We start from the raw sequence: 14,304 nt of genomic DNA on the forward strand, positions 1-14,304 counted from the left end.
ACGCTATGCCAGAGCCTTCCGCAGCCGCGCCTCAGCTTGGCGCGTGACGTCGTGGGGCGCCATGATGTCGGCGATCTCCGCCCCGGCCACGGCGTCCAGCACGACGTCCACAGTGGACCAGTCGGGCACCTGGACCAGTAGCGCCAGGCCGTCGCGGACGCCGTCGTACTCCGGCGTGACGACCACCGGACCCTGGTGGCAGACCACGACATCGACGCCGTCGACGGCCACGGCCGCCCGCAGCGTGTCCCAATCCGGTTCCAGCACGAGGAGAACCGGCCGGCCGGTGAGCCCGGGGGAGTAGACGAAGTCGCAGTACTCCACCGGCACCAGCGCGGCAACCTCGTCCCGGTGCGTGGCCAGCTTCGTCCGCCATAGCACCAAGGCCCCGAAGTATTCGCGGTGGGCGATCGGCACATCGCCGGGGGTGATCAACTCGTCGTAGATCTCCGGCTCCGGCATCGCCTCGTTCCGGTTGACACCCAGCAGTTGCCGCTGCTCACGGGGATAGGCCAGCTGCGCGTAGGTGCCGCAGTGGCGCTCGCCCAGCGGCGTGACGGGCCGGCCGGACAGCACGTCGATCCAGTCGTCGGTGATGGACCGGCCGTACTGGAGGTGGATGCTTTCCCACACCATGCCGCCGCCGACCCGCGGGTTGATCTCCACGATCTCGGCCGTGCCCTCGGCGTTGACGCGCAGCTCGACGTGATAGCCGCCGTCGGTCAGCCCGAGCACGTCCATCGCCTGCTGCGCAACGGTCTTCGCCCGGTCCAGCTCCTCGTCGTCGAGGATCGTGACGGGGGAGGCCATGCCGCGTTCCAGCACGGTGTCGGCGCCGAACTCGATCAGCGTCTTGTCGTGGTCCACGACGTACGCCGAGACGCCGTCCCGGCGGATGATCTCCAGGCTGATCTCGCGGCCGTCGAAGAACGACTCGGCGATCAGCTCGTTGTCGGCGAAGTACTCGGCCATCATGTCCGCGTCGGCCGGCCCCTCGTCGAAGGCCCGCTGCAACGCCTCGACGTCCGCCCACTCGCGGACCAGCCCCACACAGAGCGAGCCCACGCCCCGCCGAGGCTTGACAACAAATGTTTCCCCGGCCTCGATCCGTTGCCGCAGCATCGGATCCGTGATCCGCAGCGACTCGATGGTCGTGGTCAGGGCCTTGCGCATCAGGTGCTTGTCGAGGGTGTGCACCAGCGCCTCCGGCGCCACGTCGGGCGCACCCAGCAGCCGGTTGGCCTCGGCCATCAGCGGACGCAGCGAATCGGCCTGCGTCAGACAGAAAACGAGGCCGTCGACGGCCTTGACGACCGCGGCGACCTCGTCAGAGGTGATCGCCACGCCCTGCGAGACGGCGTGCTCGACCTCGATGTCGGCGCACATGCGCCGGAACTGCGCGCCGCCGTCGGCCGGCAGCGAGGACAGCACGAACGGCTCGAACCCTTTGCGCCGGAGCGTGTGCACATGCGACCTGGTCAACGGTGCGCCGCGCCGGACGAGCAGCAGTGCACGCATGCTTCCCCACCTCCACAGACGACTTCTCCCGGCCACGTTATGGCCGGGAGAAGAGTCGTCCGTAGGGTCAGAAAGGGCGTCCGGAAGCGGTCACCGCTGCCGCGGTCACTGCTGCTGGGCCGCCGCGATCTGCTCGCGGACCTTGTCCATGTCCAGCGCCTGCACCTGGCCGATCAGGTCCTCCAGCGCCGCCGCCGGCAGCGCGCCCGGCTGGGAGAACACCACCACGCCGTCGCGCACCGCCATCAGCGTCGGGATCGAGCGGATGTCGAACGCCGCCGCCAGCTGCTGCTGCGCTTCGGTGTCCACCTTCGCGTACACGATGTCGTCGTGCTCGTCGGAGGACTTCTCGAACACCGGCCCGAACTGCCGGCAGGGGCCACACCACTCGGCCCAGAAGTCCACCAGCACCGTGCCCTTGCCGACGACGTCGTCGAAGTTCTCGCTGGTCAGTTCCACCGTGGCCATCGCCACCTCCTTCGCTGTCCGTTCAACGGTCCGACGATGGTTTTCATTCCTCGGCATCGACGGCACAGGCGCGCCGACCGGTGACATCCGCCACGGTCACGCGGACGCCCGTATGCCATGTCTCGCCGTCGTGCCCCCAAACCGGGTCACACCTTGGCCAACCACACCCTGAGGCTCAGCTCGCCGAACACCGTGGCCTCGTTCTCGCCGGGCCCCTCGGTGATGTCGACGGCCAGCACCTCTTCGGCCAGCAGATCCCGGTGGCGGCGCAGGGCGGCGGCCACGTCCTCGCGGTCGCTGGTCCACCACAGCCGGATCCGGTCGGCGATGTCGAGGCCGGCGGACTTACGGGTGTCCTGGACCAGGCGGAGGGCGTCGCGGGCCAGGCCGGCGAGGGTGAGCTCCTCGTCGAGCTCCAGGTCGAGGGCCACGGAGGTGCCGTTGACGGTGGTCACGGCCCAGCCCTTGCGAGGCTGCTCGGTGAGCACCAGATCGTCACCGGCCAGGGTGATCGTCTCGCCGTCCAGTGTGACGGTCAGCGTGCCGTCGACCGGCGTGCCAGCGGCGGCGATGGCCTTGGCCAGCTGCTGCATGCGTGGCCCGAACCGCTTGCCCAGCACCCGGAAGTTCGGCTTGACCGTGACCTCGACAAGGTCTGTTGTCATGGGCTCGACGGCCCGGACGTTGAGCTCCTCGGCGATCTGCCCACGCAGGTCCGCGTCGAGGTCGGCGAAGCCGGGGGCGTGCACCATGGCCCGGGCCAGCGGCTGGCGGGTGCGGATCTTGTTCGCGGCCCGGGTCGAGCGGCCCAGCTCCACCAGGTCCCGCACCAGCCGCATCTGAGCGACCAGGGCCGGATCCGCCGGCAGGCCGGCGGCCTCGGGCCAGGCCGCCAGGTGCACGGAGTCGGCGTCGGCGTGCAGGTGCTGCCACAGGTAGTCGGTGACGAAGGGCACGAACGGGGCCATCAGGCGGGTCAGCACGTCCAGGGTCTCGTGCAGGGTGGCCATCGCCGACGGCTCGGCCTGCCAGAACCGCCGCCGCGAGCGGCGGATGTACCAGTTGGACAGGTCGTCGATGAAGCCGGCCAGGCGGCGGCCGGCCGTGGCGGAGTCGAAGTCCTCCAGGGCGGCGTCCACGTCGGCGACGACGCCGTGCAGTTCGGCCAGCAGCCAGCGGTCCATGACGTGCCGATCGGTGACGGGTTCGCCTGGCCGCCAGTCGGCGAGGTCGGCGTAGCGGAGCAGGAACGAGGCCGCGTTCCAGTACGTCAGCAGCACCTTGCGGACGATCTCGCTGAGCACCTCGTCGCCGACGCGGCGATCCACCCACGGCGAGCCGCCGGCCAGCATGAGCCAGCGGACGGTGTCGGCGCCGTAGCGGTCGAACAGGTCGAAGGGGTCGAGGATGTTGCCGAGGTGCTTGCTCATTTTGCGGCCGTCGGCGTCGAGGATCAGCCCCAGGCACAACACTGTTTCGTACGAGGACTTGTCGAACACCAGCGTGCCGACCGTCATCATCGAGTAGAACCAGCCACGGGTCTGGTCGATCGCCTCGCAGATGTACTGCGCGGGGTAGGAGACTTCGAATTCCGCCTGGTTGCGGTGCGGCGCACCCCACTGGGCGAACGGCATCGCGCCCGAGTCGTACCAGACGTCGATCACCTGCGGCACACGACGCGCTTCGGCCCGGCATTCGGGGCAGGGAAAGCTGATCTCGTCCACGAACGGCCGGTGTGGATCGAGCTCGGTGAGGTCTTCACCGGCCAAAGTGGACAGTTCCTTCAGCGATCCCACGCACGTCAGGTGGTTGTCCTCGCAGCGCCAGATCGGCAGCGGCGTGCCCCAGAACCTGTTGCGGGACAACGCCCAGTCCACGTTGTTGTTCAGCCATGCACCGTACCGGCCGTGCTTGATGTGCGCGGGATGCCAGTCGGTGCGCTCGTTCTCCGCGACCAGCCGGTCCTTGATCTCCGTGGTGCGGATGAACCAGGACGGCAGGGCGTAGTAGATCAGCGCCGTGCCGCAGCGCCAGCAGTGCGGATAGCTGTGCGGGTACGGCTCGTGCTTGACCAGCAGGCCCTTCCGGGCGAGCTGTTCGATGACGGTGTCGTTGGCGTCACGGAAGAACAGGCCGCCGATGAGCGGGACGTCCTGGAGGAAGTGGCCGTCGAGGCCGATCGGGTTGACCATCGGCAGGCCGTGCTGTCGGCCGACCGCCATGTCCTCCGCGCCGAATGCCGGCGCCAGGTGCACGATGCCCGTGCCGCTGTCCATCGTCACGTAGTCGGCCGTGAACACTCGGAACGCTTCGTCCCCGAACTCGCTGAGCGGCACCAGGTCCAGCGGTCGTTCGTAGCTTGCCCCGGCCAACTGCTGTCCGGTCATGCGGTCGATCACCGCCGCGCTCTCCGGCAGCAGCGGCTCCGCCGCGACGATCTTCTCGCCCTCGTGCTCCGCCAGCGCGTACGTCGCCTCGGGATGCACCGCCACCGCCGTGTTCGACGGCAGCGTCCACGGAGTTGTCGTCCACACCAACAGGTTCGCGCCCTGCCACGGGCCACTGGCCAGCGGGAACCGCACGTACACCGAGGGGTCGACGTCGTCCTGGTAGCCCTGCGCCACTTCGTGGTCGGACAGCGGCGTCTCGTCCCGTGGGCAGTACGGGGTGACGCGGTGGTCCTCGACGAGCAGGCCCTTGTCGAACACCTGCTTCAGCGACCACCACACGCTTTCCACATAGGTCGGCGCCATCGTGAGGTAGGCGTTGTCCAGGTCGACCCAGTACCCCATGCGCTCGGTCATCGCCGCGAAGTCGGCCACGTTGCGCAGCGCCGACTCCCGGCAGCGGGCGTTGAACTCGGCGATGCCGTACGCCTCGATGTCCTGCTTCTTGGTGAAGCCCAGTTCCTTCTCCACCGCCAGCTCCACCGGCAGGCCGTGGCAGTCCCAACCGGCTCGGCGCTCGACGTGGTGGCCCTTCATCGTCTTGAACCGGGGGAACAGGTCCTTGAACACCCGCGCCTCGACGTGGTGCGTGCCAGGCTTGCCGTTGGCCGTCGGCGGGCCTTCGAAGAAGCCCCAGCTCGGGCCGTCCGCCGTCTGCTCCAGCGAGCGCCGGAACACCTCCGTCGACCGCCAGCGGTCCAGAATCTCCCGCTCGACCGCGGGCAGGTCGATCTCGGTCGGCAGCGGGGAGAAGGCGCGTTCGCTCACCTTTACAGACCTTATCGGCCGGTCAATCCGGTTTCAGCCCCGCCTGGCCCGTCCGGCCCCGACCCGCCGCGCTCCTGCCCTTGTCGTCCGCCCCGGCTACCTGGCCCGGATCGGCGTCCACCAGCGGAACGACCGTGAGGTCCGGCCGCATCCGCCGAGCGCGTCCGAGGTCGGGCGTCGGTGAAACCCTTGACCCTGCTGAAGAACAGGGCCGGGGCGCTGTCGCCCATGCGACCCGGGCCGCACGCATGCCCGGCCACCGCTCGAGATCGGGGGCGGGCAGGTCGGCGCCCTGGTCGTCCGGCGAGTACGAGCAGTCGGCCAGCTCGCCGACCGAACGGGCCGAGAGGCCGGTCTCCAGCTCGACCGTGCTGCGGGCCCACCGGGACATCACCAGATGGGTCTCCACGTCCGGCAGCCGCGCCAGGTTCTCCAGCAGCCGCACGCCGAAGACGGCGCCGGTGGCCCCCGTCATCCCCACGATCAGTCGCACGGCTGCCGCCTCCCGTCGTTTTCGGTCCGGCGAGAACGACGCTAGGCGTAAAACCCCAGGTCGTGGTGATCATATGGCGACGTGTGATGGGCAAAAACGGACACATGGCGGACGCTGTGACGCGCTGTGGCGGGCACTGGACCTTCTGGACAACGGGTACCGCCAGCGGAGTGAGGCACCGTCGGAGATCCACGTGAACATGTTGCGGCGTCTCGATCCTCCGGCCACGACGTCCGGCTCACCTGAAGGGATGACCCCGCGAGACCGGTCCCGAACCCCTGACCGGCCGGCGGGCAACGGCCCTGTCTCAGGCGGGATTTAATGGCGCGATTGCGTCATGAAAGTGCATGGGGCGCTTTCATGGGGCACCTGCAAATAGTAATCCGTAACCTGTCCGGCCGTCGGACGTCTCCGTCCGACTCCGTCCGGGTGACGGAAGGCACCGTTCGTGGGCTGCGGAAATGCGATCGTGCACGTGCAGCTGCACCATCATGCGGCAATTCCTTCGGGTGAAGCGAGGTCATTCACCTTTTCTGCCTATTCCCGAAACGGCATCTCTCGTCGAAACTGAACGCGTTCCCGGGGGCGTGAGGAGGCCGGTCACCGATGGAGGAAATTCGGCGAATACGGGATGTGGACAACGAGCAAATCGCACAGGACGTGCCGTCCATTCGGGTGCCACCGGAGGCGGCGCAGGTGGCCACCGGAACGTGTGTCGACGTCCGGCCGCCGGATGATCGCGCTCTGGTTCGACGGCCACGCCCGATCCACAGGTCCCAAAGCCTGGCCGACGCGCGGCGGCCCGAGGAAAACGCGGTGATCGCGAAAGTCCGGCCTCAGCTGCTGAAACTGGCCTGGCGTTTGTTCCGGGTGATCGTCGGCGGCGCGGCAATGGGCGCCGGACTGGCCCTGATGATCCGCGCACGGCTCGGCGCACAGCCGTGGGACGTGCTGCACCTGGCCCTGGCCAAGCTGCTCGGCGTCTCCCCGGGCACCGTGATCATCGGTGTCGCGCTGCTGGTGCTGCTGTTCTGGTGGCCGCTCAAGCAGCGCCCCGGCCTGGGCACGGTGGCCACGACCTTCCTGCCCGGCATCGGCTGCGACGTGGTGCTCTCGCTGGTCCCGACGCCCGACGCCCTCCTGCCGAGGGTGGCGCTGCTGGCCGGCGGCATCGTGGTCTTCTCCATCGGCACCGCGCTGGTCATCCGCGGCGGCCTCGGCCCGGGCGCCCGCGACGGCCTGATGACCGGCGCCTGCGCGCGGTGGGGCCTGAGCGTCCGCACCGTGCGCACGACCCTGGAGCTCAGCGTTCTCGTCCTGGGCCTGCTGCTGGCCAACCCGATGCAGGCCATCAGCGCCGGCACCGCGGGCCCCGGCACGCTGGCCATCGCGCTGACGCTGGGCCCGCTGATCGGCCTGCTGCTCAAGCAGCAGTTCAAGCGGCGGGAGGCCACTCCCTCGTGACCTCAGTTCTGGACGGCGGCCGCGATCAGCTGGGCTCGCAGCTCGGGAGTCAGCCGGCTGGCCATGCGCTCCACCAGCATGGACATCTCGTACGCGACGACGTCCATCTGGCAGTTGGGCGCGGCCAGCACGGCCAGGCAGGACCCGTCGCTGATCGACATCAGGAACAGGTAGCCCTGCTTCATCTCCACGATCGTCTGCACCACGTCGCCGTAGTCGAAGCACCGCGCGGCGCCCTTGGCCAGGCTGACCAGGCCGCAGGCCACGCTGGAGACCTGCTCGGCCCGGTCGGACGGCAGCGCGTGGGAGCCGGCGAGCAGCAGCCCGTCGGCCGACACACACGACGGCGTGCGCCACCTCCGGCACGCGGCGCACGAAGTCGCTGATGAACCACGCGAAGTCGCCGGGTTCCTGGTTGGTCATGCTCGCTCCACTTTCAGCGCGGGTCTCGGCCAGGTCGTCGCCCGTGCTGTCCAGCGCGTGCCGGCGGGCCCGGCCGAGGCCACGCTGGAAACCGGACAGCCGGCTGCGGGTCGTCTCCGGGGTGCGCTCCGGGAACTGCGGCGGCCGCGTCTCCTGCACCTCGGGCGCGGCGCTGCGGGGCGCGGCGGAGCCGGGCACGAGGTGCTTGTTGGGCACGCGTTTGGGCAGGCCGACCGCCGTGATCTGCTCGGCCGCCGGTCCGTTGAGCTTGGTCCGCACGGTCAGCCAGGCCTCGTCGGCCGGCGAGATCCACGACTCGTGCCGGTTGACCGGCGCGGGCGGCGGCTTCATCGGCGGCAGGCTGGTCTCGACGGGGTCGAGCTCGGCGATCGGCAGGGCGGGCAGCGGCGGGGCGTCGGGCTCGTCGACCGGCCACTCGTCCATCACGACCGGCTGGAACCAGCGGGAGAGGACTTCTTCGTAGATGGGCAGCCGGGTGGTCGGCTCGGGCTCGGGCTCCTTCACCGGCTTCGGCTCGGGCGGCGGCCGGAACAGGCTGCTGCCGTTCTGGGCCGGGACCGGCACGTGAGCGGCCAGGTCGGGCTGGGTCTCCTCCAGCCGGGTCGGCCGGCGGACCAGCGGCGTGTCGACCCGCGCGTCTTCCTCGCGCGGCGGGGCGAGCAGGTCGGCCGGCACGGTGATGACGGCCTTGGTGCCGCCCTCGATGAAGTCGCCGCTGCGCAGCCGGACCTTGATGTTGTGCCGCTGGGCCAGCCGCCCGACCACGTACAGGCCCATCCGGCGCGCGACCGTGACGTCGAAGTCGGGCGGGTCGGCCAGCTTGTGGTTGGCGGCGTCGAGCTCGTCGGTGGTCATGCCCATGCCGGAGTCGGAGATCTGCATGGCCAGCTGCCCGCCGCGCAGCTGCCGGGCCGCGATCGTGACCGTGGTCGAGGCCTCGGAGTACGTGGTGGCGTTGTCCAGCAGCTCGGCGATCAGGTGGATCAGGTCCTTGACCGCGCGGCCGTGCACCAGCGCCGTCGGCAGGCCGGTGGCCTTGACCCGGGCGTAGTGCTCGACCTCGGAGATCGCCGCGCCGACCAGCTCGGCCAGCGGCAGCGGCCGGACCAGGGCCTTGGTCAGCCCGGTGCCGGACAGGATGATCAGGTTCTCGCTGTTGCGGCGCATCCGGGTGGCCAGGTGGTCCAGCACGAAGAAGCGGGCCAGCTGGTCGGGGTCCTGCTCGTTCTGCTCCAGCCGGTCCAGCTCCGAGAGCTGCCGCTCGACCAGGGCCTGGCTGCGCCGCGACAGGTTGACGAAGATCGCGTTCACGTTGTCGCGCAGGACCGCCTGGTCGACGGCCATCCGCACGGCCTGGTCGTGCACCAGGTCGAAGGACCGGGCCAGCTGTCCGATCTCCTCGCGGCTGAACACCGACACCGGGTCGACGGCGTTCTTGGCCGCCTCCACCGGGTCCTGGTCGGCGAGGATGCGCTTGAGGGTCTGCGGCAGGCGGACGTTGGCCATGTCCAGGGCTTCCAGCCGGAGCCGGCGCAGCGGCGTGAGCAGCGACCACGCCATGACGAGCATGAGTCCCAGGGCGATCATCAGCGTGCCGAGCAGGGCCGCGATGTCACGGCCCGCGGCCGCCGCCGCGTCGCCGGCCAGGGCGGAGGCCTGGGCCCGCAGCTGTCCGATCAGGCCCAGCTCGACCTGGTGGAACTTGTCGTTGGCGATGGCGCTGGCGGTGGTGAACGCGTGGATGTCGATGTTGAGCGGGGCCGTCGGGCTGGCCGTGAGCAGCGCGGACTGCTCGATCAGGTGGTCGGCGTCGACGTCGGAGCCGCTGTAGCCGTCGCTGAAGGCCTGCCGCTCCTGGCTGTTCGCGACCGCCGTGAAGTCGGTGACCGACGCCGTGAACGCGGCGTTCGAGGAGCGGGCCCGGTCCTGGTTGAGCGAGGACTGGAACGAGTTGTGCGCGGCGGCGATCTGCAGCAGCGCGTCGAGCTGGGCGATCTGTTCCTTGGCCGAGTCGAGCGTCTGGGCGGCAGTGCTGACCCGGGACAGCTCCTGGGTGCCGGCGGCCGCGGTGACCTCCCGGCCGACCTGCACCAACGTGTCGATCACGGAGGTGTACTCGGTGAACAGCGCGTTGTCCGGGTAGACGCCGCGCTGGGCGAGCACGCGGAGCGTGGTCAGCGTGGTCAGGCCGTCGACGGCACGGTTGTACCGGTCCATGGCCCCGGGGTCGGGCAGGTTCAGCTTGGCCACGGCGCCACGCAGCTCGGCGATCGCGCCGTTGGTGCGGTCGAGCTGGGTGGCCAGGGGGCTCCCGGCTGCCGAGCTGGTCGCGGCCGCGCCGGTGACCATGAGCACCCGCTCCTTCTGGAGCTGGTGGACGACCTCGGTGATCTGCCGGGCCACGTCGACCTGGGCCACCGTGCGGTGGAAGTTGTTGGCGTTGTCGATCTCCGACTGCACCCGCAGGCCGCCGAGCAGCAGGGCGGCCAGCGTCGGCACCAGCAGCACCGCGCCGACCTTGGTCCGCAGCCGCCAGTTGCGCAGCCGCCATCGTCCGCCGGCCGAGCCGCCGGGCCCTGGTCGTCGCCCCCTCACCGGCCCGCGGGGTTGGTGGAGGTGATCGCTCGACTCGTCGTGGGACACCCGACGCTCGGACACTTGCTCACACGCTCCCCTGGTCATCCGAACAAGGACCCGTCAGGCGAATCGGAGTTCGAGGGTGGATGTCGCGGCCCTTTTGTCGACAGTTGACGATCTGCACCCGAAAGGTTTCGGACCGGCCGGATGCAATTGCACCGGAGCTTCTTAACACAGCTGGGGACCTCGTTGTGACGCGCGTCGGGGTGACGTCCCACCAATGGCCGCTGGCCGCTCGATCGGTTGTCGCCGCAAGTAGAACTGTGTTTCGGCACCATGAAGGCCGTTTTCGAACGCCGTGCCGCCGGTTTTCGGCTTGATCACGTCGAGTGAATTCACCCGCATGGACGCCACGGTGTCTGCTAGAGCGAATCGGTTACTGGCACGATGACTCGGCGTTTCGGCGTAAACCGTGCGCCGAAACGGACCTGGTCCGGGGCTGTGACCGCAGGATTTCCGCTCTGCGGACGTATGTGCCGCGTGGATGACGGTATTGCGGATGTCGCTAGAGTCTCGTCCGTCAAGGCGGTGATCCGCATCACGTCAATTGTGAATTCGATCCACGAGTGGTCAGGAGAAAGATCGACATGACTGATCCACGCGCCGGTGCGACGGTGGGCAGGCCCTGGTCGCGGCGGCTGTTCCTGTCGGTGACGGCGGCGGCCGCGGTGGCCGCGGTGGACTCCGGCTGCAGCCTGCTGGGCGGCTCACCCAACACCGACGTCAAGGCGGCCGGCAACGAGACCCTGGAGAAATCCAAGATCAACGTCTCGCTGATCCCCTGCACCGACGTCGGTCCACTGTGGCTGGCCAAGAAGAACGGCTACTTCGCCGCCGAGGGCCTCGACGTCACCCTGGTCAACAAGCCCAACGGCCCCGGCGTGATCAGCAGCGTGTTCGGCGGCGACGCCGACTTCGGCTTCGCCACCTACCCGGTGCTGGTGCAGGCCCAACTCAAGACCAACGGCAAGCAGAACCTCCGGGTGGTGGCCGACGCCTCCGCGGCCAAGCCCGACACCACGGCCGTCGTGGTGAAGAAGGGATCCGCGCTGAGCCGGGCCGAAGACCTCAAGGGCAAGCGGATCGCCGTCACCGCCCGCGGCACCATGGCCGACCTGGCCGTGATGGCCGGCCTGCGGGCGGCCAAAGTGGACTGGTCCACCGTGGACTGGAAGCAGATCGGCTTCGCCGACATGCTGCCGAAGCTGGAGAGCGGCGAGATCGACGCCGCCTTCTTCGCCGAGCCGTACGTGACCATCGCTCAGGCCCAGGCCGGTGTCACCACGGTGTTCCAGCCGCTGACCGGCGCGCTGGACGGGATTCCGCTCAGCGGCTACATGGCGACGGAGAAGACGACGCAGGAGATGCCGAAGACCGTCGCGGCGTTCCAGCGGGCGATCCGCAAGGCACAGACCGAGGCCGCCACGCAGCAGGGCGACACCGAGGTCAAACAGACCATGGTCGACAACGCCAACGTGCAGCCCGACATCGCGCCCGTCATCCACCTGCCGTCCTACCCGATCTCGGCCGACCCGACCAGGTTGCAGCGGGTGCCGGACCTGATGCAGCAGTTCGGGCTGATCAACCAGAAGTTCGACATCAAGCCGATGATCCTGCCGCAGCTGAGCTGAGGGACGGAGAAGAGCGTTGGGCCACACGGCAACGCGCCGGCACCGGTCGGTGCGCCCCTGGGGGGCGGACCGAGAACGGTGGCGGCCGCGCGCCGCGCTGCGAGGACTGGCCGGCGTCCTGATTCTGTTGCTGGGGTGGGAGGTGGTGGTGCGGGCCGGCGCGGTCCCGGCCGACTACCTCCCACCGCCCTCGGTCGTCTTCCCGCAACTGGTGGACATGCTGGTGGATCCGGCCTTCCTGCTGGCGGTGGTGGCCACCGTGCTGTCGTGGGCGATAGCGCTGGCGCTGGCCGTCGGGATCGCGGTGCCGGCGGGCCTGGCGCTGGCCAGCGTGCACTGGCTGCGGGTGGCCAGCGGGACGGTGGTCGAGTTCCTGCGGCCGATTCCGGCGGTGGCGCTGGTGCCGCTGCTGGTGGTGTCCATCGGCGGCGGGCCGACGACCAAGATCTCGCTGGCGGTGTTCGCCGGGCTGTGGCCCATCCTGTTCAACACCATCTATGCCTTCGCGGAGATCGAACCGTTGCAAGTGGACACCGCGAAGGTGTTCGGCGCGGGAAGGCTCCGGGTGCTGACCCGGGTCGCGCTGCCCAGCGTGGCGCCGTTCGTGCTGACCGGGGTGCGGCTGTCGGCGGCGATCGGGCTGGCGGTGGTGATCTCGGCCGAGATGCTGACCGGGGCCGGCGGCGGCATCGGCCAGTTCATCCTGGCCGCCGCCAGCGGGGCGACGAGGATGGACCGGGTCCTGGCCGGCGTGGTGGTGGCCGGGGTGCTCGGCTACGTGATCAACGCCGTCCTGGAACGTGTGCACCGACGGTACTTCGGGTGGCAGTCATGAGTCGATTCCTGGTGCGGTGGGGCGTGTTCCTGGCCGTGGTGGCCTGTTGGCAGATCCTGACGACGCTTGCCGACCATCCGTACTTCCCGACGCCGCTGGAGATTCTGGACGCGGCCCGGCAGATGTGGTTGTCCGGCACGGCCGCGACGCTGTTCCTCAGCCCGGACGCCGTAGACGCCCTGGTGCCCAGCGTCGGTCGGCTCGTGGGCGGCTGGCTGCTGGCGGTACTGGTCGGTGTGCTCGTGGGCACGGCTTTGGGGCTGTCACGGCGATTTCTCGAGTACACGGGCCCGGTGTTCGCCTTCTTCCGTTCGCTGCCACTGCCGGCGCTGGTGCCGGTGTTCGTGCTGCTGTGCCGGCTCGGGACGCAGATGGTGCTGGCCGTGATCCTCTTCGGTGCGGTGTGGGCCGTCCTGCTGAACACTGTGGACGGTGTGCGGACGGTCGACCGGGTGCAGATGGAGACCGCGCGGGCGTTCCGCGTGCCGGCCACGCGGCGGCTGCTGGGCATCGTGCTGCCGGCGGCGCTGCCGAAGATCTTCGCCGGGCTGCGGGTGAGTCTCTCGCAGTCGGTGACGCTGATGGTGGTCGCGGAGCTGTTCGCCGCCAACGGCGGCCTCGGCGGCGAACTCCGCGACGCGCAGGACCAGTTCGACTTCGCCCAGATGTGGGCGGCGGTCGCCATGATCGGCGTGCTCGGCTACACCCTCAACACGCTGCTGCTCGCGGTGGAGCGGCACGCGTTGGGCTGGCATCCCGCCGCGGGCGGTCGTCGCCCGCCGGCCAGAGCAGGAGGACACCTTGTCGACCATGCTTGAGTTGGCTCGGCTGAGCCATGTCTACGGCGGCGATCACGCCGCGATCGCCGAGCTGTCGTTCACCGTGGACACCGGCGAGCTGGCCTGCATCGTCGGCCCCTCCGGCTGCGGCAAGTCCACCCTGCTGCGGGCCATCGCCGGTTTGCTAGCGCCCACCAATGGTTCCGTCTTTTTGCACGGCAGGCCCGTTCGCGGCGTGCCCGACGACCTGGCGGTCGTGTTCCAGGACTACAGCCGATCGCTGTTCCCGTGGCTCACCGTCCAGTCCAATGTGGAGTTCCCGTTGCGGGGACGGGTCGGGCGCACCGAGCGCCAGGACCGGGCCCGGTTCGCCCTGGCTCAGGTGGGACTGGCCGGCGCCGCGCACAAGCATCCGCAGCAGCTGTCCGGCGGCATGCAGCAACGCGTTGCCCTCGCCCGTGCCCTGGCCTACCGACCTTCATTGCTGCTCCTGGACGAGCCCTTCGCCTCCGTCGACGCCCAGACCCGGTTCGAGCTGGAGGATCTGCTGCTTCGCGTGCACGCCGAGCAGGGCACCACCATGCTGCTCGTCACCCATGACATCGACGAGAGCGTCTACCTCGGCGACCGTGTCCTCGTCCTGTCCGGATCACCCGCCCGCGTGCTGGCCGATCTCACCGTCGACCTGCCCCGCACCCGGGACCAGATCACCACCCGCGAGTCCGAGCCGTTCGTCGAACTCCGCTCCGAGGTCGCACGCCTGCTGCGGGGCACCCCGATCCCCGTGGCCTTCTGATTTCCCGGCCGGACCGGGAACCTG

Annotated in this window: 9 protein-coding genes and 2 pseudogenes; 5 read left to right on the top strand and 6 right to left on the bottom strand. The window is 69.6% G+C overall.

The window, feature by feature from the left end; all coding sequences use genetic code 11:
• Nucleotides 1-3: 3 nt before the first annotated feature.
• The 4 genes from KUTG_RS49570 to KUTG_RS64900 form a co-directional block, all read right to left on the bottom strand.
• Nucleotides 4-1,518 carry an ATP-grasp domain-containing protein gene (locus KUTG_RS49570; RefSeq protein WP_043726947.1) on the bottom strand — a complete coding sequence of 505 codons (1,515 nt, stop codon included), beginning with the start codon at nt 1,516-1,518 and terminating at the stop codon, nt 4-6.
• Nucleotides 1,519-1,623: 105 nt separating this feature from the next.
• Entirely contained in the window at nt 1,624-2,043 is a 420-nt protein-coding gene (gene trxA, locus KUTG_RS49575) for a thioredoxin (protein ID WP_157495365.1), read from the bottom strand.
• An 89-nt stretch (nt 2,044-2,132) separates the two neighbouring features.
• Nucleotides 2,133-5,201 carry an isoleucine--tRNA ligase gene (gene ileS / locus KUTG_RS49580; RefSeq protein WP_043726948.1) on the bottom strand — a complete coding sequence of 1,023 codons (3,069 nt, stop codon included), beginning with the start codon at nt 5,199-5,201 and terminating at the stop codon, nt 2,133-2,135.
• A 22-nt stretch (nt 5,202-5,223) separates the two neighbouring features.
• A complete protein-coding gene (locus tag KUTG_RS64900; RefSeq protein WP_232241364.1) occupies nt 5,224-5,694 on the bottom strand; it encodes a flavoprotein in 471 nt (156 codons plus the stop codon).
• A gap of 816 nt (nt 5,695-6,510) precedes the next feature.
• Here KUTG_RS64900 and KUTG_RS57615 point away from each other — a divergent pair.
• On the top strand, nt 6,511-7,158 hold the full coding sequence (locus KUTG_RS57615; protein WP_157495366.1) for a YczE/YyaS/YitT family protein: 648 nt from the start codon (nt 6,511-6,513) through the stop codon (nt 7,156-7,158).
• A 2-nt stretch (nt 7,159-7,160) separates the two neighbouring features.
• On the opposite strand, the pseudogene KUTG_RS57620 reads toward KUTG_RS57615, so the two are convergent.
• Together KUTG_RS57620 and KUTG_RS64905 are read right to left on the bottom strand one after the other, a co-directional pair.
• Nucleotides 7,161-7,581, bottom strand: a pseudogene (locus tag KUTG_RS57620) (roadblock/LC7 domain-containing protein).
• Nucleotides 7,582-8,280: 699 nt separating this feature from the next.
• Nucleotides 8,281-10,284 (bottom strand): annotated as a pseudogene (locus KUTG_RS64905) (nitrate- and nitrite sensing domain-containing protein); the annotation flags it as partial.
• Between the two features lie 542 nt (nt 10,285-10,826).
• Here KUTG_RS64905 and KUTG_RS49595 point away from each other — a divergent pair.
• The 4 genes from KUTG_RS49595 to KUTG_RS49610 all read left to right on the top strand — a co-directional run bounded on the left by KUTG_RS49595 (nt 10,827) and on the right by KUTG_RS49610 (nt 14,280).
• Complete coding sequence (locus tag KUTG_RS49595) at nt 10,827-11,870, top strand: ABC transporter substrate-binding protein (protein WP_084580769.1); 1,044 nt, start codon at nt 10,827-10,829, stop codon at nt 11,868-11,870.
• A 127-nt stretch (nt 11,871-11,997) separates the two neighbouring features.
• Entirely contained in the window at nt 11,998-12,705 is a 708-nt protein-coding gene (locus KUTG_RS49600) for an ABC transporter permease (protein ID WP_232241365.1), read from the top strand.
• Complete coding sequence (locus tag KUTG_RS49605; protein ID WP_198047637.1) at nt 12,702-13,523, top strand: ABC transporter permease; 822 nt, start codon at nt 12,702-12,704, stop codon at nt 13,521-13,523. Before KUTG_RS49600 ends, KUTG_RS49605 begins: the two co-directional genes overlap by 4 nt.
• Nucleotides 13,507-14,280 (top strand): ABC transporter ATP-binding protein, encoded by a 774-nt coding sequence (locus KUTG_RS49610; protein ID WP_043726949.1) that lies wholly within the window; start codon nt 13,507-13,509, stop codon nt 14,278-14,280. Before KUTG_RS49605 ends, KUTG_RS49610 begins: the two co-directional genes overlap by 17 nt.
• Nucleotides 14,281-14,304: the final 24 nt, after the last annotated feature.

It is taken from the genome of Kutzneria sp. 744 (genome assembly GCF_000568255.1).
Lineage (GTDB): Bacteria > Actinomycetota > Actinomycetes > Mycobacteriales > Pseudonocardiaceae > Kutzneria.